Here is a 21,876-nt window from a genome sequence, read left to right as displayed (position 1 = left end):
CAGAATCAAGTGTGGTATTAAATGTAGCCCGCCGCTCTGCCCTCACAGCATCCCACCGACGCTCACGTGGGGCTTCGTCTACCGCGAGATCACGTCAGTCACGGGAAAGGACGTGTCGTGAGAAGACACAATCGGAATGCGGCATGTACAATTCCGAGCCCGATGTCTTACGCAGCACGTGAGCTATGGGAAGACAAGTCAAAGCAATAACCTGCCGAGCGACTCTCACGATTAGTGACTGATGGCACGCTCGCACAGATTGAAAATTGAAAGAAGTTGGCATGAATACTCATCATCAAACACGCCGCAGATTTTGTTCAACCTTCGCCTTCAGTGCGATGGCGGGGACGCTATCGCGGTCGTTTGCTGGTTTCGAAAATGAGTACGCGGCGGATGTCGTGATTGTCGGCGGTGGACTGGGCGGTTGTGCAGCGGCAATTGCCGCGCTGCGAAATGGATTGAAGGTTGTCATGACCGAGCCGACCGACTGGATCGGCGGCCAACTGACCAGCCAGGGCGTTCCGCCGGACGAACACGCCCAGATTGAAACGGCCGGAGCGAACCAGTCGTACCGTGAATTGCGAACTCGCATCCGAAAACACTATCGCGACAACTATCCACTGACCGACGCTGCTCGTCAGAATCCGCGACTAAACCCGGGCAACGGCAATGTTTCGCGGCTGTGTGCAGAACCACGCGTTTCACTGGTGGTTCTCGAACAATGGCTGGCGCCGTATGAGGAATCCGGACAGCTTGTGCTGCTGCGTGAACACGTGGCGACGTCGGCGGACGTGGACGGCGATCGCGTTCGCGCGGTGCACGTTCGTTCGACAAAATCCGGGGACTCGCGCGTGTTGCGCGGCAAGTATTTCGTTGACGCAACCGAACTGGGCGATCTGCTGCCAATGACGCAAACGGAATTCGTGGTCGGGGCGGAAGCGCGTTCTGAGACGAATGAACTTCATGCGAGTGACAAAGCCAATCCGGACAACCAGCAGGCGTTCACGATGTGTTTCGCCGTCGATCACCTGAACGGCGAAGATCACACTATCGACCGACCAGCGGAATACGCCTTCTGGCGCGATTTCGTTCCGCAACTCACGCCGCCATGGCCCGGTAAACTACTGGATTTGACTTACACGCATCCTCGATCGATGAAACCCAAGCGTCTGGGCTTCGATCCCAACGGCGGAAAGTCGGTTGGCGGTGCGTTGAATCTATGGACGTACCGACGAATGATCGACCGTTCGCTGTTCGAACCGGGACACTACGCGGGCGATGTCAGCCTGATTAACTGGCCACAGAATGATTATGTGCTCGGCAATCTGATCGGTGTGTCCGATGAAGAAGCGACGCGTCATGTGGCACGAGCCAAGCAGCTGAGTCTGTCGCTGTTGTACTGGTTGCAGACCGAAGCGCCGCGTCCGGACGGTGGCACGGGTTTCCCCGGGCTGAGGCTTCGTGCTGATCTGATGGGAACCACGGATGGACTCGCGAAGGCACCGTACGTCCGTGAATCGCGGCGCATCAAGGCACAGTTCACCGTGCTGGAAGAACACGTCGGCCGCGAAAATCGGAGCATGGTGACGGGCAAACCGATCTCAGAAATTCGAGCCGCGCAGTTTGCGGATTCGGTCGGCGTTGGCAGCTATGCGATCGACCTGCATCCCAGTTCTGCCGGCGACAACTACATCGACTTCCAGACGTTTCCGTTTCAGGTGCCTCTGGGATCACTGTTGCCCGTCCGGATGCAAAATCTTCTACCCGCCTGCAAGAACATCGGCACCACGCATCTGACCAGCGGCTGTTATCGTCTGCACCCGGTCGAATGGGGAATCGGTGAGGCCGTTGGTTGTCTTGCGAGTTTCGCGTTGAAGAATAACCAGACACCGCACGCGATCCAAGCGAGCGAACTGGCGCTGAACGACTTCCAGAAGTTCATCCGTCAGCAGGGTGTTGAGACGGCGTGGGCGTAAGAATGCTTTGGCCGCTTGTCTTATCTGTGATCTGTCGACCTAAGGTTGCGACGCTGGAATCACGGGCAGGACAATTCGGCTGGGGTGGTCGGCGTCGTGATAGATCGTTTGCGTCGCGACCTTCGTGAGCCGATTTCGGTTCAGCGGCTCACCCGTATTTGGGTTCACGTCGAAACGCGGAAAGTTGGAACTCGAGATATCGACTCGAATGCGATGCCCCTTTTTGAACACGTTTGACGTGGGGTACAGCTTGATCGTGAATTCATAAGCTTCGCCCGGTGTCATCAGCACTTCCTTCTTCAGCGATTCACGAAACCGCCCGCGGATGATTCCGTCGCCGATGTTCAGGTCGAATCCGCCGGGCCAGTCGCTGGATGGAGGATAAACGTCGATCAGCTTGGCCGTGAAGTCTGTGTCGACAGCGGAACTCGACGCAAACAGCCGCACTTCGATCACGCCCGTCACTTCCAGATCTTCGGCCAGCGGTTCCGACTGAAACACCAGCACGTCGTTGCGAGCGGAGATTGGGATCGGCTCCTGGAAATTCCAGACGTGCGAGCCGCCTTTCTGATTCCACGCACCCTGCAACAGGATGTCATTGCCCGACGACACATTGCCGCCGATCGTGGGCACAGGGTTCTTCGGATCAAACTGAAACTGGGTGACGGATTTCTTCGTCGCCGCTTTATCCTGCGACAAACCGCCATCCGGCTGAAGATAGAAATCCGTATATTGAGTTCTCGCCAGCGGCCATTCGTTTTCGTTGCGCCAGAAACCACCGTGCTGGAGGCGACCTTTCACATCTTTGCTGCCGTCGCCGGTTCCCATCACGAAGATTCGCACGGGCGTCTTAAACGGATCCGCTTTTCCGACCGAATTATCGATGCCCTTCAGCCAGTGATCGTACCATTCCTGTCGCCAGGCCCACTGGTCGCTGATTGCCGCTGACGGTCCGAAATTGACCTGGCCGTGAGCCGATCCGGTCTGCTGGCCATGAATCCACGGCCCCATGATCATGTACACTGGCCCTTTAATGGTCGGGGTCAGCGCCATAAAGTTGGCGGTGTTGTTTCCGCCCCAGGAATCGTACCAACCGGAAACCAGGTACACGGGAATGTCTTTGTACTTCTCGGGCGCATCAACAATGTTATTTTGAGCCCAGAATTCCGTGTTCGGGCCGGCTTCCATCGCGGATACCAACCAGTCTTCGTACTCCGGCGACAACCTCAGAGGCGTCATGCCACGCCGCGTAGGAAGCTGGTCCAGATAGGCGAAACGTTGGCTCGCCATTTCGGTCAGAGCATCCTTCGTGCCCTGATCTTTAGACGCATTGCTGCCTCGACCCGCATTCAGAAAAATCCAGTTCCAGAACCGCAGTTCAAACGCGCCAGCGTGCCGGACACTCTGCCGTCCCATGTTGGCCATCGCATCAACCGGAATGACGGTCTTCAGTTCGGGCGCGCCTGCCAAAGCCATGGCGTGCTGAGTTCCGCCGAAGTATGACGTGCCAATCATTCCGATCTTGCCGTCCGACCACGGTTGCTTGCCGATCCACGCCGCGCAGTCGACTCCATCCGGCCCATCGTCTGTCAGCATGTGCCACACACCTTCGGACTTGTAGCGGCCTCGAGTGTCCTGCGCGACGAACACGTAACCGTGAGTCGCGTAGTAGCGTGCGGCTTTGGCCTGGCCATCTTTGTTGTACGGTAGTCGAGACAGGATGACGGGCAGGCGTTCGTCTACCGCTTTTCCGTTGACGGCCGGTCGGTAAACGTCGGTCGCCAGTCTGACACCGTCACGCATCGCCACCATGACGTCTTTTTCGACCACAAAATCAGCCGCGCAAACAAACGGTGCGCTCATGGCGATCAGAAGGAAGGCACCGACAGTCGTGGTGACGGTCGTACTGCGTCGAGCGGTCACCAGGTTCACGGGCCGCGATAATTTATCTATCATTCCTGGTCCTGTTATGAGATTGCCTGCGTATTGATTGTCGGTCACTGACACCAATTCATCGTTCGTTTTTGGCGCACAGAGGCAGACAGCTGCGGAAACTTTGGGACAACCTGGTGGGAACGCTCGATAGACCTCGCCATACAGGCAGCCTGCTGCGAGCGTCTGGTCGTCGGCAGGCACGACTGTATGCTATTGAAACCCTGTTGTGCAATGATGCCCTGCAACCGTCACCTGAAAGGTAAGCCACGTTATGTCGAAACAGCTGAACAGTGACACCACGCCCACCGGAAACGTCCGGTTGTCTCGCCGAAAATTCGTCGCGGCCGCCACAGCAGTTGTGGCGGCTCCGACGATCGTGCCGAGTTCCGTGGTCGGCGCGAACGCCCCGAGCAACCGCATCAACGTTGCGTTGATTGGTTGTGGAAATCAGAGTCGCGTGGATCTGCCAAGTATGTTGCGACAGCCCGATGCGCAGGTCGTCGCTGTCTGTGACGTCAACAAAGGCAGTGACGGCTACGCTCGGCCAGAACATTTCCTCGGGCGTGAACCGGCTCAGAAAAAGGTCAACGATCACTACGCCGAAAAGACTCGTTCAGGCCAGTTTAAAGGGTGCGACGCGTACGCCGACTTCCGAGACGTGCTGGCTCGGGACGATGTGGATGCCGTCATGATTGTGCTGCCGGATCACTGGCATGCACTGGCCACGGTTAAAGCATGCGAAGCCGGTAAGGATGTCTATTGCCAGAAGCCGATGTCGCTGACCATTCATGATGGCCAGCAGATGATTAAAGCCGTTCGCAAACACGGACGCATTTTGCAGACCGGCAGTCAGTACCGTTCCAACGCCGTTGTGCGGCGCATGTGTGAGCTGGTTCGCAACGGTCGCATTGGCGAAGTCAAACGAGCGATCTCGATCATCAACGGCAGTGGCGCCGGGCCGGGACCGGGGTGGAAGGAACAGCCTGTGCCGGAAGGATTCGACTACGACATGTGGCTGGGGCCTGCCCCGGAGGCTCCGTATCACATTTACCGCTGCCTGTATCGATTCCGTTTCCTGCAGGAATATTCGGGCGGTCAGGTCACCAATACAGGTGCGCACGCCACAGACATCGTGCAATGGGCGTTAGGCAAGGATCACACCGGGCCGGTGGAATTTGAACACCAGCCAGGCATCGTCTGGCCACCAGACGGACACCTCTTCACGACCGCGATGAAGTCTCACTTCCGAGCTCGCTACGCGGACGGCGTTGAGTTCGTCTGCCGCACTCAGGAGCCCGGTTTTGGAGCTCGCATTGAAGGCACCGAAGGTTGGGTGCAGTTTTCTGTCAACAACATGAAGGAAGTCGAAGCGTCGTCGGATGCGATTAAGAACTCCGTCATCGGCGCTGACGAGATCCACCTGCCGGTCAGCACCAACCACTATCGAAACTTTCTGGATTCGATCAAGTCGCGAAAAGATCCGATTGAACCGGTCGAAGCCGGTCATCGCACGGCCAGCATCTGCCACCTCGGCAACATCGCCATGCGACTTGAACGCAAGCTGCAGTGGGATCCGGAGCAGGAAGTGTTTGTCAATGATGCAGACGCCAACCAAATGCTGCGACGTCCGTACCGTGGGCCATGGCAGATCTGAAAGTGGGACACGCCACCGCGCGAGCCTTCATCGGCCACTCGCCCTGACTTATCATGAGGCTATGCCAGGGACGGAATCATTCGTCCCGAAGTTGATCAAAGAGAAATGAACATAATGACCAGATCAAAACTCAACACTCGCCAGCCACAAACGCTATGTCGCGCGCTGCTGTTTCTGGCAACCGCTGCCGTGACGTTCACGGGGCTGGCGTCGCGTGGTCTTGCTGAAACGAACCGCCCGAATATTGTTCTGTGCATGGCCGACGATCAGGGCTGGGGCGATGTAGGCTATTACGGGAAGTCGATTGCCAAAACGCCCGTCCTTGATGAAATGGCGGCGACCGGGCTGCGATTCGATCGCTTCTACGCCGCCTGCCCTGTTTGTTCTCCAACGCGCGGCAGCGTGATGACGGGGCGGCATCCCAATCGATTTGGATGCTTCGAATGGGGACATTCGCTGCGGCCTCAGGAAGTCACGATCGCTGAAGCTCTGAAGCAGGCTGGCTATGTGACCGGCCACTTCGGGAAATGGCATCTCGGTTCTGTCAATGCGAACAGTGACGTCAGTCCCGGAGCATCCGGTTTTGACGAATGGGTTTCCAGTCCCAACTTCTTTGACCTTGATCCCTTGATGAGCCACAACGGGCGTGTCGTTCGCACGCAGGGTGAAGGTTCAGAAGTGACGGCGGAGGCCGCGAATAAGTTCATTCGTTCGTGTGCCAAAGATAAGCAGCCGTTTCTGGCGGTCGTCTGGTTCGGCTCACCACATAGCCCACACGCCGCACTCGACAAAGATCGTGCACTGTACGCCGACCAGCCAAAAGCGCTGCAACACTACTATGGCGAAATCACCGCCATGGACCGCAGCATCGGCATGTTGCGGAATGAGCTCAAGCGACTGGAGATCGAAGACAACACTCTGTTCTGGTACACCAGCGACAACGGGCCTCAGGGGCCGCGCAACCGAAACCGACCGGGATCATCGGGCGGACTGCGGGATCGCAAAGGTACACTTTGGGAAGGCGGAATTCGCGTCCCCACGATCATCGAATGGCCCGCGCGAATCGCAAAACATCGAGTGACATCTGTGGCTGCGAACACCGTCGACATCTATCCTACGCTGCTGGATATCGTGGGCGTCGATGTGGCCGACCAGCCCAAGCCACTTGACGGCATCAGCATCCTGCCTTTGATTGATGGCAAGGCTGCCGAACGTTCTCAACCGATGGGTTTTTGGTCGAGCTTCTCTGCCGGTAGCGGTGTACGCAGTTCCGAACTTCTTGCCACACTCGAAAAGGATCAGGCGTCCGGAACAACAAACGCCACGCTGCTGAACGATCCGGCAAACCGGCAGACGCGAATCGCTGATCAATTGGAAGTGTTTGCCAAACAGGGACTGGTGGGCGAGGCGGCCTGGATCGACAACCGCTACAAGCTTCGCAAAATCTGGAATCGCAAGACCAACGAAAGTCGTTACGAGTTATACGATCTCGAAGCAGACACGACAGAATCACACGACATCGCCAGCGACATGCCGGACCGTGTTACTTCAATGAAGCAACAACTTAAAAAATGGCAACAGTCGGTCGTGCAAAGTCTTGAGGGCAAAGACTATCGGTAGCTGATTCGTCTAAGAACCCCTAAAAAGACCTGTGTGGCCGCGTTGCGAAGTGCATCTCATTGTTCAACCGCCTTTCTCGCTCGGACTGGAACACGCGGATTCAGGAAACGTACCGTCATGGTTGTTCGGTGGCGGGATACCTTGCGAAGTATGTTTGTGGCAGTCCGATTTCGGGCAGGCGGATTGAACGAGTCGATTCCGATGAGATCGCGTTCTGGTACCGCGACCATCGCGACGGTCAGCAGAAGCTGATGCGAGTCACGCCGCACGAATTTCTGAAGCGCTGGTTTGAGCACGTGCCGCCGAAGGGGCAGCGGATGATTCGCCGCAGCGGCCTGTATGCCAATTGCAATGCGGGTTGGGCTGCCCCCGAGATTAGGTCCGGTTGTTATGAGAGTTGTGGGCTGACATTGGTATTGAATAATCTTCCAAACAAGTTGTGCTGAGCCCCGTCCGCCTTCGCTGTCGCCTCGGCCTTCAACGCGGAGCTCAGGTCGAGGTGATGGCGAAGGTGGTCGGGGCGGCTCCCGTCTGTCGAGCTCGAACCGAAGGCTGCATCGCCGCGAACTCATTCGGTGTCTGGTAGTCCAACGCGCTGTGCGGACGAACTTCGTTGTACAACCTCACGTACCGATACCCATGTTACCGAGGCAGTAGTTCGGTATCGATGGCACCCTTGGTTTGATCAGCCCGTCACGATTGATCGAGCGATCGTACGTCGTGATCGCGGAGCTGTCTATTTGTGTCGTCCTGCCGACGTGACGGACGGAAAGTTTCGTGAAGTTCCGCAGTGGATGTTGAATCAGTCTGTATGCTGCGTCATGCAGCTACGCGACGAACCCTGCGTTTCAATATCAGCACTATTGAATCTTTCAGCACTGCTGCGGGACGCCACAGCGGGCGATGAGTTTCTGATAGATGTTCAGCATTTCCAATCTTCTCAGGGAGATGCTGATGCCACAACCCAGAACGAAACCGACAACACAGCTTGATCTGTTTGAAGTGAGTCCGCCCCGGCCGCGATGGAGTGATCTGCCCAGCGAGACTCGGGAAGAAGCGACCCGATATCTGGCGGAACTCGTTCGTCATCATGCTGAAAATCTCAACAGCGGAAAGGAGTCCGAAGATGAGTGAAAAGATTGAAGCCATCCATCTTCAGCGGAAAGCCGTTCTTTACATTCGTCAGTCGTCGCCGTTTCAGGTGCTTCACAACGAAGAAAGCCGCAGGCTGCAGTATGCCATGCAGCAACGGATGCGTTCACTGGGATGGAAAGACATTGAAGTCATCGATGAAGATCTGGGGCGCAGCGCGTCCGGCAGCGTTGTTCGATCGGGATTTGAACGCATGGTCGCCGATGTGTGCCTCGGGAAGATCGGGGCCGTTGCTGCACGAGAGGTGTCGCGGTTTGCTCGCAACAGTCGTGAATGGCAGCAACTGGTTGAAGTTTGTCGAGTCGTCGACACGTTACTCATCGATCAGGAAACGGTCTACGCTCCTCGCCGGAGCAATGACCGACTGTTGCTGGGACTGAAAGGAAGTTTGAACGAATACGAGCTGGACCTCCTTCGTCAGCGATCCGTAGAAGCTCGGCGTGAAAAGGCGCGCCGAGGAGAACTGATCATTTCGGCACCGGTCGGATATCTGAAAACGGGAACGACTCGAGGCAAAGATCAGCGCATTGAGAAAGACCCGAATACTCGCGTGCAGCAGATGATCAATCTGGTGTTTCGCAAGTGCTTCGAACTGGGGAGTGCGAGGCAAGCTCTGATGTGGCTTCTGGAAGAAGATCTCCAGATGCCGGCGCGAGACAAAGCCGGAGTCCTGAAGTGGAAGCGTCCGACATACGGGATGGTGTACCAGATCCTGACTCATCCGGTGTACGGTGGGGCGTATGCGTATGGCCGAACCGAACATCAGCCATCGTATGAAGGTGGATTTATCGATTCAAAAACACGGCGGCGCAGTCGCGAAGAATGGATCGCATTGATTCCCGAACATCACGAAGGCTATGTATCGTGGGAGGAGTTCGAACGATTGCAGGATTTGATTTCGTCAAACAATCTGCGTTCCGGGCGAGGCGCTGCTCGAAAAGGTTCGGCACTGTTGTCGGGAATGCTGGGCTGTCAACAATGTGGACGCCGGCTGGCCGTCGCGTACAGCGGAGTCGGAGCGAAAGTGCCGCGATACTGCTGTCATCGAGGGTATCTGGATAACGGCGAAGCCAAGTGCATCGCATTCGGTGCTACTTCCGTTGACATCGCCGTAGCAGAACAGATATTCCGTGTTGTTGCTCCTGCCGCTCAAGAGGCCGCCATGCTCGCTCACCAGCAAACAACCGAACGTGACAACGAAGTTCTCAAGGCACTGGAAGGTGAACTCAAGTCTGCTCGTTACGAAGCATCGCGTGCGCAACGTCAATTCGATGCAGCTGACCCGGAAAATCGACTTGTCACCGAGGAACTGGAACGACGATGGAATGCGTCGATGCAACACGTCAGTGACATCGAAGAGCGCATGGATCAGCAACGAAATGATAGATCTTCAATCGACGATCCTGATTTGCAGGGTCTGATGGCAGTCGTGGCTGACCTTGACGCAGTCTGGAACAATCCTGATGCTGACATTCGAATCAAGAAACGCATCGTTCGGACTCTGATCCGCGATATCGTTGCGGATGTCGACAACGACGTGAGCGAAGTCATTCTTACAATCCACTGGGTTGGTGGTGTGCATACCGAACTGCGACTTCCCCGCCGTCGTCGCGGAAAATCGACAGCCACGTCAGCAGAGGCCGTCGATGCTGTCCGGTCACTCGCACGAATCTGTTCCGACGATCTCATCGCCGGACTGCTCAACCGCAACGGGTTACCAACGGGACGAGGAAACCGGTGGACTCGAGAGCGGGTCACATCGATGCGGAACTACCACAAGATTGCCCGCTGGACTGCACAGGCTCAATCTGATCAAGGCTGGATGAACCTAACCGACAGCGCAAAACATCTTGGCATCAGCACGCGGACACTCAGACTGGCGATTGAACGAGCCGATATCAAAGGTCAACACCCGCTTCCGGACGGACCGTGGATCATCAATCGCAGCGAACTGGAGACGCCAGCGGCAAAGGCCGTTGTCCGGAAGGCAAAAACTCGAAACCGCAACCCCGCGGTACCAGATCCCAAACAGCAATCCCTTGAGTTTTAACTCAAATAGAACAAAGGTGCATAATGAAACACAGTTGTACTGACGTTGAAATTCCTTCGTCATCTGTACGGCATCGCGAACACTTTCAAACTCTTCCACGTTCAGAAATTCATCGCGAAGCTTCGAATTGAAACTCTCGGAATACCCGTTCTGCCACGGCGATCCCGGCTCGACGTACAGCGCCGAGACGCCTGTTTGTTTCAGCCACTTGCCAATCGCCTTCGCGATAAACTCTGGGCCGTTGTCGCTGCGAATGTGGTTCGGCACACCGCGAGCAGCGATCAATTCACACAACGTGTCGATTACGTCGTCGGCTTTGATACTGCGAGAAACTTTCAACGCAACGCACTCCCGAGTGAATTCGTCAACAACGGTCAGCCACTTCAACTGAGTTCCATTCGTTGTGTAGTCAAACACAAAATCCCACGCCCATACGTCGTTTTTTCCCCGCGATCGGTGAACATGACAAGCGTTTTTACTGCCGCCAGTGCCACGCCGCTTCTTCGTTCGTCGACAGACCTTCAGGCCTTCACGACGCCAAAGGCGATACATTCGCTTCCTGTTCACCACGAATTCTTCGCGACGAAGAAGACGACAGATACGCCGATAACCAAATCGCGGATGCTCACGAACCAGCTCCAGCATTCGCTTCACCAACGCCGCCTCATCATCGCGAACAACGGGTTCACGACGATGAACCGAACGATGCTGACCAACCGTTCGGCACGCGTGACGTTCCGAAACGTCGAACTTCTCCTGCACATGTTTGACGGCCTCGCGTTTCCGGGAGACCGTCAGAAGTTTCCCTCCGCGATCTCCTTCAGCATTGCCTTGTCGAGTTCCGCTTCCGCAAGCAGCTTCTTAAGCCGAGCGTTCTCAACTTCCAGTTCCTTCAGACGCTTTGCTTCCTCGGCCTTCATCCCGCCGTACTGCTGACGCCAGCGATGATACGTCGCTTCACTGACAGCCAGCGATTGAACAACCTCACCGAGCGACTTGCCGCTCGTCAGCATCGCATCCGCATCACGAAGCTTCCGAACAATCTGCTCCGGAGTGTGACGTTCACGTTTCTTCGACATCCTGAGTCTCCTGAGAATGAATTCGTCAGTAGACTCTCATAGTGATGGACCTGTTCAAGGGGAGCATGCCAGGGTCAGCGAAAGCGTGTGTGCGAACGGTTGTCTGCCGAAGACGGCCGTGCCGCGTCGAAACAGGCCGCCTCAGGGGGCAAAAGCCTTGACCCTCAGCGTTGTCCACGGTGTAATACGAACGTGGTGACGCAACTGGTTTATCGTCCGTTGCCTCGTGTTTTTACAAGGCATCAGCCACCCGTCGTCCACGCTCGAGCACCGTAAACTGCGGTCCCCCCCGATAGAAGCGGCAAAGCCGCCCTGTTCAACCACACCGTTGCACCGGTATTGCGGGCCGCGACCAATCTGAATCCACGCTCACACACCGCAATCCGGTGAACTCTAACTTTATGCAGCTATGCAACGCACGCTAGTAATCTTGACTGCATTCACATTCGCTGGCGGCACATTTGCCTCAGACGATGAACCCGGTTTCATTGTTCACATCTCTGGCGTTCTAAGCACGAAGTTGCCGAACGACACAAAGATCGTCTTCTGGCATTATCCGGCGGATAGAAATCCTCGCACGAAATGTTCGATAAGCGACCTGCCCATCAAACTGTCGGCTGAACAATTTCGCGGTCGAGGCTGGAACATGGACTTCCGCGACCCCGAGGATCAACTCCTTTTTTCTCTTGCGTTGTCCCCCGATCTGTTCGCTCAGCTACGAGAAATCAACGTACTCCTCGACGCTCCGATTCCGCAAATTGACCCACGCGGCTTTCCAGACCGGGATCTGCGGTTCACGTCCAATATTACCAAAAGGATGCGGTATCGGGTCTTGCCGCACTGGCATGAAACTACGCAGACGTTTCTCCCCGGCAAGATACCCGTGATGGTCGTAACCAATCTTGACACTAAATCCACACTCCACGATGCATCAATGGAATACGGATGTGGGGCAACAACCTGGTGGGCGTTCATTGACGAAGACGCTGATATCCCAGACAGGTCGCGTCTCAGGTTTACGGTGCATTACGATTCAGGGGGACTGTTCAACGACATCGTTACCACCCGCGATTTTCGATACAGTGCTGAACGTCATTCGTATTGGAGCCACAGCATAAATCGGGTAGCCGCGGCCATTTCTGACCGCGGCCCCCACACCACCTGGCATGCGGGACCGCACCAGACGGTTCCCTGAAGAGACGCAAGCTCTGCGTCAGAGTTGTCCGAAGACAAGACGGTCACAATAAACGCCCTTAAGGCTGGCAGGACACTAACAGCCAAACCGGTTCGCTCCGGTCGGAGCACGGGAACCATCTGCTGAGCAGACGTTCCCCCTCGGTTCGAGATCAGCGAGTGCTCGTCCTTGTTCTTCAAAGTTCGGTCCTTCTTGTCGTCAGTGGCGTATGACGAAACAGTACTACGACCTCTGCTGACTTCCGTCGATCACCATACGTGTTGACCACGAATCGCTCTGCCTTTGAGCAAGCTCTTCTGACAGATACGAACGACGGATCTCCCTGGATAAGACGTGTGACTTTCGCTGCACAAGCTCCGGATTTACCAATGCGGATGAACGAAGACGGTTTCGTGATGATTGGCTCACTCACCTGTCCGCACCGGCCTTGTATCCGATTTCTGTTCGTAGAATTTCAACCACCAATGGTGGCTCGCAGCTTTGACGAGAATGCGGCTGACGACGACTGTTGAGTGTCAGCTTGACGGCGCATTCGCAGGCTTCCTCCCCACAGTTGCCCTCGTCTCGTACTTGATTCCTGCAGCTCAATGGATGTACCATTAATCCACAAGACCTCCATTCTCGTACAGGGGACTTGCACCCCACAAAACACACGCCATGCCAGGCGTACCAACAGCATGCAGCCGAGTTGCGAACGGCGCGTTTTCACATGGATCATCAACCGCCACAACTGGCTGATGGTCGGCGTTATGCCTCGAATCACAAAGCAGCAATTGCAATGCAACACGACGACTGGGCTGCTTCAATTAAGAACATTATGAGTTCGAGCGACACAACCGTTGACGAATGGGAGGCTCTGCTCAAGAAGACTGAGGTCGTCGCCAGAGCGTCCGTTGGTGATTGGCATGTGCAGCAAACGCTTGCTTTGTATGCAGACTTTCATCGCGATAAACAGCAATTTGAGGCGGCCTCCAAGCTGGATGCCAGAATTGGTGATGATGCCGATGAACAAATTCGCTATTGGAACGCTGCATCCGCAAATGCATTGGCTCACGCTGCTATTGACTGTTTCAATGGCAATGACAAAATACAAGGCGTGGCGCTTGCAAAACGTGCACTAAAGCATTTGGGGCACAGTGGAGAGCCTCCATTCCCTGTTTTTGAAAAGCTCATTTCAGAACTGCGGGCACATCTTGAGGGTCAAGCAAAAAAGGCATAAATCGGGTAAGGGCCAGCGTTTCCGGTGGCCCTCCCCACACCGCCTGACATGCGGGACCGCATCAGGCGGTTTGACGAAGGGGAGCCAGTTCGTTCCAGAGATGTTTCAGGCTCAGGAGACCCAGCTCCGCGAGCATCGCGTTCGTAAAGCCGACACCGCTGGCGATGGTCTTGGCCATGTGCCAGTAGCTCTTGCGATTTTTCGCGTGACGAATCGCCTGGCGACGCGGCACTCCCAAACGCGGGGTGGCCCGGCCGATCGGCTGGGTGCCGCAGGCGCAAGATGTCTCATCATTCGGCGTCCAATCAGTATCGAATTCCATGTCCGATGGAATGCTCACAAACAGGCATCCTGTCGCTACGCGACCCGACCGAACAGGTCGGTCGGGCCACCCAGCGGCTAGGAACGGCTTAACCCAACTTCCCCAACTCGAGTCACGAAGGCAGTGTTTTGTGGGGTGAGCGGCCAGAAGTTTCCACTACATTTGCTTTTGGATTATTTTTGAGGGCAGTTTGAGGCTCAGCTTTTCCAGAAGAATCTGCTGATGGTCGGAGGGCTTTGACACGCAGCGGGTGCGGATCTCCGGGCCGGTGCGAGTGGGCAGGACGACGTCCATCGAACGGATCTCCGACAGCTCCGCAAGCACACGGCGCGGTTCGTCGCCCAGCCCTGCTTTGCTGCACAACTGACCAAGCGTCTTCCACAGGACGTATGCCAGAAAACACACGAAGATGTGTGCCAGAACACGTTCCTCCTTCTGATGCCAGATCGGGCGGATCGAAAGATCGCTTTTGTGAATTCGGAACGCGGCTTCCGCTTCGGTCAGTTGGATGTATGCCTTCCAAAGTTCTTCGTCGGACCAGTCGCTGACATTGGTTCGCAGCAGATAGCATCCGGAACTCAGAGTCGCCCAGTCACGCGTAGCTTCGATCTTTGACCATTCGATGCGTGCGGCCCCGTCATCTGTCTTCGTGACTTTCACGTCGAAGAGCTTTGCCGCTCGAGTGTTCTTTCCGAGCAGCCGGCCGATCTCACGTTCGACCTTCATCGGGTCGCGTTTCTGTTTATCGCACCGCGCCGTCATGCGGATGAGCGACTCTTCGATCTTCTTTTCGAAGCGCTGTGTGATCGCTTCTTCCTTCATTGATCGATCGCGACTGCGACACAGGATGAATGTCTCCGGCGATGTGTTGCAGTCTTCCGATTCATCCGGATCGTCGCTGCCGGGCCACGGCACGACCTTGACTTCCAGGCCATCGCGAATGCTGGTCCAGTCTTCCTTCAGCAGCTCGTGTTCAAACTTCTTCAGCATCGATTTGGGAGTGCCGACGATGTAGCGTCGACCGCCTTCGCGCAGGAATTCGATGTTGTCTTCCGACACCATGCCGCGATCCATCACCCAGATGCGATCGCTTTTCCCGTAGCGTGCTTCCATCGTTTCGACGATGTGTTCCACGGTAGTAACGTCGGCCGTATTGCCGGCAAACACCTTGTATCCCAGCGGCATTCCGCATCGAGACACCACCAGCCCGATGCAGACCTGCTTGCAGTCGCTGCGGTTATCGCGCGAATAGCCACGCTGAGCCAGCGGATTGCGTTCGGCCTGACCTTCGAAGTAAGTGCTGGTGACGTCATACATCAGCAGGTCGTATTCGAGATCGAACAGATGGCCAAGGCGATTCTTCAGATGCGTTTCCAATGCGTCCTTGTGCGGCAGCAGCTGATCGAGTGTGCGGTACAGCCGATTATCGTTCACACGTTCTTCGCTCACGCCGAGCAGATCCCGCAGTGCCGTTTTCGGATACCATTGTTCGGCGGTGAAGAGTTCGCTGGCAGGTTCGAGCAGCCGCGCAATGATCAGAATCAGCGAACTCACATCCCAGCCGACCAGTTCACGACCTTCAGGGATCGCGTTGCTCAGGAACGTATCCAGTTGCAGCGTGCGAATCAGGTGCAGAGCCATCCACGGCCCGCCGAACTGTCGCAGGTTTTCCACACGAACTCCGGCGGCGTTGACTTCGACCCATCGCGGAGTCACGGCAGACGCATCATCATCGAACTCGAATCGCATCTGTCGACTGAGCGGTTGTGACTGATCAGCGGTGACACCGGGTGCAACCTCATCGCTACCGGCCAAAACTTCCGCCGCCTGATGGACGCCCAGTCGACCGGCTTCGTCAAGCTTCCCCAGCCACGCGACCACCCGCTGCCGCGGCCCACTGGCCGAGCGATACGATTCGACCAGCGCCCAGTAGGCGTGGCGACGACCGTTTTTGATTCGATGGCATTGGCGAATGAACATGATCGCAAATGCTACCGATCGATCTCTGACCGGCCAGATCAGAGGTCGTCACTACATCGTGTTTCAGATTTCAAACGCTGGACTTTCGGAAAATCGATAACAAAAACACGCCAAATAAATTCTCTGCAACCACATTTTGTGCCGCTGCTGGGGAAGTTGGGTTAGGGGTTCTTAGTCTGGTCAAACAGTCCCAACCAACGGTGATTGGTCAACGATTCGTGATCCAGCAATTCCGCAACAGCCTTTTGGCTACCAAGCAGCCCAACTGTTGTTCACGAAGTTTATTCGGATGTCTGGTCGGGTGATTTGCAGTTCGTCGAATGCGTCGGTTAAAGCCTGGTCCGATTCTGCCTCGATGGTCACCGAAGACAGGTTCCTGACCATCCCAAGCTCTTGTATGGCCTCCGGGGCGAGTTGGCAGTGGCGTAAGGAAATGTTGGTGAGCGACGGGTGCCCTGACAACTTCAGAAAACTGTCACTGCCAAACGCACCGTCGATCAGCTGCAGCGACGTGAGGGTTGAGATCTTGCGAACCGCGTCCAGCTGTTTCGCCGTCGCCTCATGCAGCGTCAACCAACCCAGCTTTGGAGCCAAAGGTTCTTCCGTCAGGATGTCGAGAATCGGTGAGTCTGCGTCCAGCGAAATGGAAGCTCCTTCAGCGAGCCCGCTCAGGTTTAATGACTGCCTCGCGTGTAACGGAACGCCTGGCAGAATTAAAGTTAACGTCCGCAGCTCAAACGCATTGGTGATGCCGTCTGCATTCAGCGGTGTGCCTGACACATCCAGCCAATACAGCCCTGCCCCACTCAGTTCCGGCAGCGTCGCGCCAGTGACGGTGGTTCCCGACAATGATAAATTGCTGAGCGACGGCGGCAGGCGAATTAGGGGCAGCGTTTCGTCGGACACGTTTGTCTGTGCCAAGAGAAGGGATCGGAGTTCCGAATTGGATTCGAAGTTCAACCCCGCCCCGGTAACCTGAGTTCCGGACAGATCGAGATGTTGCAGCCTTGGCCACGTGCCGACGACGGCAAGATCGCCATCCGTCACCGCAAGGTTATTCAGCTTCGCCCAGGTGATGGGCGCATCCTTTAGAAATGCCAGACCTTTGGCTGTGACATGTGAGGCAGAGAGGTCCAACGCAATACCGAACCCGGATACGTGCGTGCCGGGCATCATGCATTGCAGCGAAGCAATCTGCTCCAGCCCCTTATCGCCCATGTCAAGCCCGAGCGCACTGAGGATCTGCAACGCCGGCAGTTGATGCAGCAGTTCGAGCCCATCGTCAGAGACTGCCGTGCGAGAAATATCCAGCCGGCGCAGATTGGAGAACGCCGCCAGCTTCTCGATACTCTTGTCTGTGATTTTCGTTCCGGCGAGATTCAGCGATTCCAGATTCTTCAGGGACGCCAGAAATTCGACACCACGGTCGGTGACTCCCGACTCAGCGACATCCAGCGACGTCAATGCAGTGATTTCGGCCACGCGCTGCATGGCGTCATCACCAACGGCCGCTCCGAGAAGATGCAATCGGGCAAACCCTGGAACATGTAAGAGGGGGCCATAGTTAAGCCCTTCCTCATCGTGAAGCGACAGTGAAGACAGGCCTTCGAAATACGTCGCATCAACGGGCGTACCGCCCAATTGCGAGCTACGTCGGAAAAACGGTTGAAGCTCATTGAACTCACTAAGCCTGGCCAGCAACTGGACGGACGGATTATGCTGGCGCAGACGGTGTGCAGCCGCAAGGCTGAGATTGGTGCCTGGCAGCCGGACGTTCCACAGCGACTCAAACTCTGCAAGGTGTTCAAGCGTCTGGTCAGTGAGCAGCTCACAATCGTGAAGCATTAACCAATTCAGTTCGCGCAGATCGACAAGATGCTTTATCCCGTCATCCGTAATCGCTGCACCATTGAGTTCCAGTGACTGCAGTGCGGAAAACGCCTTCAGAGATCGCAACGTACTGTTGTCGACCCAATCGCAGTCATTCAGCTTGAATGTCATCAAACCGGGAAGCTTCAGCTTGTGAAAATCGGCCGAACGCACCGACGTGCGGCTCAGGTTGAGGTATTGGAGACCGGACAGTTCATTCAGCAACAGCAGTTCACCATCCTGAAAGGTGCAACCATCCAGCGACACTGAGGCAAGTTCTTCCATCGTCGCCAGCTGTTGCAGCGTGTCAGCCTCCAGTGCTATGTCGTGCAACTGCAGCCTTTTCAACGAGGGGAGTCCGCGCAAAATTTCGGCCTCGGGGCAGACGTCTGCAAAAGCGGCGGCTATGACACGACCGTCCGCATCGCGATCGAGGAATTCGGCAATCGATTCGGCCCGTCGATCGACAGTCGAACTACCAAACAACACGATGCCAACGACCGCTGCCACAGCAAGCAGTGGTAGGGCTCGAATCGCAGCAGCAAGAAGTTGTGCCATCGCAGTCACGCCTGAAAAACCTGACACCGGGAGAATGCCGTCGCATAAGGTTTTTCATATCCGAGTCTGATCAATAACACAATCTGAATAGGCCTCCGCAGCGAGATTCGGGGAGGGCTGCGACCGCCGATGAGCTGAACAAGTCTTTGCTTACGCTATTGGCGTTCATGCTGGAACAGATCGGATTCGTGACGCGCGGCGCGGTGGCCGACCCCGACCGCGTGACGATGGCATTTACCCCAATGGGTGCACGGGAACGTGAAGCTGGCAATGTACATTCGCAACTGGCGCATGCTTGCTACTGGCGTTCGTTACGCGGGCCTCTGAGGTAAGGAATCATTGGAAAGCGGAAAATCGCGACAAATCCGGGAGAATATTCGCCACGTTGTGCGCGGTCATATTCGCTGCGTTAGTATGCGGGATCGTTGCTTCAAATTCCTTTTCCCGTTCTGCTCAACCTCGGACCGAATCGTAATATGGCTGCCAAACTTTCACCGATGATGGAACGCTATCACGAGGTGAAGGGCGAAAACCCTGGCGCGATTTTGTTATTTCGCATGGGCGATTTCTACGAACTGTTTTATCAGGACGCCCAAAACGCCGCACGCATTCTCGGGCTAACACTGACCAGTCGCGATAAGAATTCTGATAACCCGGTCCCCATGGCGGGGTTCCCGTATCACCAGCTCGACAACTACTTGCAGAAGCTGATTCAAAACGGGTTTCGAGCGGCGATCTGCGACCAGGTCGAAGACCCCAAGACCGCGAAGGGACTGGTCCGCCGCGAAGTGACTCGCGTGATCACGCCGGGTACGCTCACCGACGACCAACTACTGGACCCGCGCGAAAGCAACTTCATCGCGTGCGTTGCTCCGTCCAAAACCAGTATCGGGCTGGCGTGGCTCGAACTTTCCACCGGCCGCTTTCTGGTGTCAGATATTGAACCGGCTCTACTGCAGGACGAATTAGCTCGTATCCGGCCGGCTGAGTGTCTGGTGCCTGAAGATTCCACCGGTGATGGTGACCTGCCAGTCGCGCGAAAAGATCTTGGCGGGCCCGTCCTGACTGGTCGACCGGGGTACTGCTTTTCCAAAGACGAATCGCGACGACGGCTGCACGAACACTTCGGCACAAAAACACTCGAAGGATTTGATGTCGACGAAAATTCGCCTGCCGTCACAGCTGCCGGCGCCCTGCTGGAATACATCAACGACACGCAGAAGTCGGCGTTGGGGCATATTACTCGGCTGGAAAGCTATCGCCGCAATCGGCACATGATCATCGACGAAGCGACTCGCCGCAGCCTCGAACTCACTCACACCATGCGCGACGGACGACGCGAACAGAGCCTGCTGGGCGTCATCGACGAAACATCGACACCAATGGGAGCTCGGTTGCTGGCCGATTGGTTGTCCAGCCCGCTAACGGATGCACAGCAAATCAGCGAACGTCATGACGCCGTCGAAGAGATGGTGCAGGATCTTTCGCTGCGAGACGACCTGCGCGAATTGCTGAAAGGCATGTACGACCTTCAACGACTGACCTCCCGAGTCGCCACGGGGCGCTGCAGCCCGCGCGATCTAAGCTGCCTGGCTCAGACGCTGGAACAGCTTCCTCGAGTCAAAGCCAAGTTGGCGTCGCGGAAAGCGAAGCGATTACAAACACTGGAACAGCGCATTGATTTGTGTCCGGATGTGCGGCAGGCAATTAGTGACGTGCTGGTGGACGAACCTCCGGTGACGGCGGCGGATGGTGGAGTCGTCCGGCCCGGCTATAACGCAACTCTGGACGAACTTCGCGACCTTGCGAAAGGCGGCAAGCAATGGATCGCATCGTATCAGGCGAAGGAAAGCGAACGCACGGGCATCCCGAGCCTGAAAATTGGGTTCAACAAGGTCTTCGGATATTACCTGGAAGTCACCGCCGTTCACCTCAGCAAAGTGCCGGATGACTACATTCGCAAACAGACGTTGAAGAATCAGGAACGCTACATAACGCCTGAACTCAAAGAGTACGAAGACAAAGTTCTGCGTGCTGAAGATCAAAGCAAAGCTCTGGAACAGGAGATCTTTTCAAAGCTGAAAGAAGGCGTCGCCGAGCATGTGGCTCGCCTGCTGTTGACGGCAGAAACTTTGGCTGAGATCGATGTGTTCGTAGGACTGGGCACGCTGGCTGCGGCGGCGGGATATTGTCGCCCGGAAGTAACGGAAGACCCTGTACTGGATATCCGCGAAGGCCGACACCCGGTGTTGGATCGGTTGATGTCTGCGGGAGAGTTCGTGCCGAACGACGTGCGGCTTGGCGTGGATGGCGCTCACTCCCTGAAACCTGAAACCCAAAACCCGAAACCCGCGTCCCCGGACGCCGCAGGCCGAGTGCAAATCATCACCGGCCCCAACATGGCGGGCAAAAGCACGTACATCCGCCAGGCTGCTCTGCTGACGGTGATGGCTCAAATGGGTTCGTTTGTCCCCGCTGCCGCCGCAAAAATCGGAATCGCAGATCGAGTCTTCGCGCGCGTGGGAGCCAGCGACGAACTCGGCAAAGGCCAAAGTACATTCATGGTGGAAATGACGGAGACGGCTCGAATCCTGAACAGCGCTTCCAACCGCAGCCTCGTCATCCTGGATGAAATTGGCCGAGGTACCAGTACTTATGATGGGATTTCATTGGCATGGAGCATCACCGAAAACCTGCACGATGAAATCCAGTGCCGCACGATGTTTGCGACTCACTACCACGAACTCACCGACCTCACCGCAACACTCAAACATGCATCCAACTGGCATGTGGCCGTTCAGGAAAACAACGACGACGTCATCTTTCTGCATCGAGTGATCGAAGGGGCGGCTGGCCGCAGTTACGGAATTCACGTAGCAAAACTGGCCGGTGTTCCGCGCAGCGTGACCGAACGAGCGGCCAAAATTCTGGACATGCTGGAGACCCAAAACGTCAACGAAGACGGCAAGCCAAAAGTACCTCAACGAGAATCCAGCAGGCAACGGCAAAAGCAATTGAGCCTCTTCACGTTCCCGGAAGATCCGTTGCTGGACGAAATCCGCAACCTCAACTTCGACGACATGACACCGAAACAAGCCCTCGACGAACTGCATCGCATGCGACAGGAACTGGCGGATCGGTAAGCGTCAGTTTCGGATCACTAGAGCAGTTTACCTTTTGTCGTGGACGGTTCGGGCTCGTGGCAAACAGCATTCATAGTACGAAACGCTTGTTCCGCGGCCACAAGTCAGCGTAATACGCTGTAAC

The 21,876-nt window shown here is 56.0% G+C and carries 14 protein-coding genes and 1 pseudogene; 9 read left to right on the top strand and 6 right to left on the bottom strand.

Annotated elements, in window-relative coordinates; all coding sequences use genetic code 11:
* The first annotated feature begins 338 nt into the window (after positions 1 to 338).
* Positions 339 to 1,976, top strand: a complete 1,638-nt coding sequence (locus tag Fuma_RS26865) for an FAD-dependent oxidoreductase (RefSeq protein WP_349680199.1) — start codon at positions 339 to 341, stop codon at positions 1,974 to 1,976.
* A 39-nt stretch (positions 1,977 to 2,015) separates the two neighbouring features.
* Here Fuma_RS26865 and Fuma_RS26860 read toward each other — a convergent pair whose 3' ends face one another.
* Positions 2,016 to 3,932, bottom strand: coding sequence for a CocE/NonD family hydrolase (locus Fuma_RS26860; RefSeq protein ID WP_077028575.1), 1,917 nt, complete (start codon positions 3,930 to 3,932; stop codon positions 2,016 to 2,018).
* A 250-nt stretch (positions 3,933 to 4,182) separates the two neighbouring features.
* Here Fuma_RS26860 and Fuma_RS26855 point away from each other — a divergent pair, with 250 nt between their 5' ends.
* The 5 genes from Fuma_RS26855 (at position 4,183) to Fuma_RS26830 (ending at position 10,387) form a co-directional block, all read left to right on the top strand.
* On the top strand, positions 4,183 to 5,565 hold the full coding sequence (locus Fuma_RS26855) for a Gfo/Idh/MocA family protein (protein WP_077026832.1): 1,383 nt from the start codon (positions 4,183 to 4,185) through the stop codon (positions 5,563 to 5,565).
* 114 nt (positions 5,566 to 5,679) lie between these two features.
* Complete coding sequence (locus Fuma_RS26850) at positions 5,680 to 7,185, top strand: sulfatase family protein (RefSeq protein WP_077028574.1); 1,506 nt, start codon at positions 5,680 to 5,682, stop codon at positions 7,183 to 7,185.
* Between the two features lie 59 nt (positions 7,186 to 7,244).
* Positions 7,245 to 7,631 (top strand): transposase, encoded by a 387-nt coding sequence (locus tag Fuma_RS26845; protein WP_077026831.1) that lies wholly within the window; start codon positions 7,245 to 7,247, stop codon positions 7,629 to 7,631.
* A 508-nt stretch (positions 7,632 to 8,139) separates the two neighbouring features.
* Positions 8,140 to 8,319, top strand: coding sequence for a hypothetical protein (locus tag Fuma_RS26835; RefSeq protein WP_145943985.1), 180 nt, complete (start codon positions 8,140 to 8,142; stop codon positions 8,317 to 8,319).
* A complete protein-coding gene (locus Fuma_RS26830) occupies positions 8,312 to 10,387 on the top strand; it encodes a recombinase family protein (RefSeq protein ID WP_077023095.1) in 2,076 nt (691 codons plus the stop codon). The genes Fuma_RS26835 and Fuma_RS26830 overlap by 8 nt, the downstream gene beginning before the upstream one ends.
* 45 nt (positions 10,388 to 10,432) lie before the next feature.
* Here Fuma_RS26830 and Fuma_RS36895 read toward each other — a convergent pair.
* Together Fuma_RS36895 and Fuma_RS26820 are read right to left on the bottom strand one after the other, a co-directional pair.
* A pseudogene (locus tag Fuma_RS36895) lies at positions 10,433 to 11,149 on the bottom strand (IS3 family transposase); the annotation flags it as partial.
* Between the two features lie 32 nt (positions 11,150 to 11,181).
* A complete protein-coding gene (locus tag Fuma_RS26820; RefSeq protein WP_077022738.1) occupies positions 11,182 to 11,466 on the bottom strand; it encodes a transposase in 285 nt (94 codons plus the stop codon).
* A gap of 520 nt (positions 11,467 to 11,986) precedes the next feature.
* Between Fuma_RS26820 and Fuma_RS26815 the strand changes: the two genes are divergently transcribed.
* Together Fuma_RS26815 and Fuma_RS26810 are read left to right on the top strand one after the other, a co-directional pair.
* Positions 11,987 to 12,661: a hypothetical protein gene (locus tag Fuma_RS26815; RefSeq protein WP_145944399.1), complete on the top strand. Its 675-nt coding sequence runs from the start codon at positions 11,987 to 11,989 to the stop codon at positions 12,659 to 12,661.
* Positions 12,662 to 13,370: 709 nt separating this feature from the next.
* On the top strand, positions 13,371 to 13,880 hold the full coding sequence (locus tag Fuma_RS26810) for a hypothetical protein (RefSeq protein WP_077026828.1): 510 nt from the start codon (positions 13,371 to 13,373) through the stop codon (positions 13,878 to 13,880).
* Positions 13,881 to 13,941: 61 nt separating this feature from the next.
* On the opposite strand, the gene Fuma_RS26805 is transcribed toward Fuma_RS26810, so the two are convergent.
* The 3 genes from Fuma_RS26805 to Fuma_RS26795 all read right to left on the bottom strand — a co-directional run bounded on the left by Fuma_RS26805 (position 13,942) and on the right by Fuma_RS26795 (position 18,609).
* The gene (locus Fuma_RS26805) at positions 13,942 to 14,220 is read right to left on the bottom strand and encodes a hypothetical protein (protein ID WP_145944398.1); all 279 of its coding nucleotides are present in this window, start codon (positions 14,218 to 14,220) and stop codon (positions 13,942 to 13,944) included.
* A 138-nt stretch (positions 14,221 to 14,358) separates the two neighbouring features.
* Complete coding sequence (locus tag Fuma_RS26800) at positions 14,359 to 16,182, bottom strand: IS1634 family transposase (RefSeq protein ID WP_077026532.1); 1,824 nt, start codon at positions 16,180 to 16,182, stop codon at positions 14,359 to 14,361.
* Between the two features lie 249 nt (positions 16,183 to 16,431).
* Positions 16,432 to 18,609 carry a hypothetical protein gene (locus Fuma_RS26795; RefSeq protein WP_077026826.1) on the bottom strand — a complete coding sequence of 726 codons (2,178 nt, stop codon included), beginning with the start codon at positions 18,607 to 18,609 and terminating at the stop codon, positions 16,432 to 16,434.
* Positions 18,610 to 19,085: 476 nt separating this feature from the next.
* Between Fuma_RS26795 and mutS the strand changes: the two genes are divergently transcribed.
* Positions 19,086 to 21,752: a DNA mismatch repair protein MutS gene (gene mutS / locus Fuma_RS26790; protein ID WP_077026825.1), complete on the top strand. Its 2,667-nt coding sequence runs from the start codon at positions 19,086 to 19,088 to the stop codon at positions 21,750 to 21,752.
* The last annotated feature ends 124 nt before the right edge of the window (positions 21,753 to 21,876 follow it).

The sequence above is a fragment of the Fuerstiella marisgermanici genome (assembly GCF_001983935.1).
Classification (GTDB): Bacteria; Planctomycetota; Planctomycetia; order Planctomycetales; family Planctomycetaceae; genus Fuerstiella; species Fuerstiella marisgermanici.
This window is presented reverse-complemented; position numbering and strand designations above follow the sequence as displayed.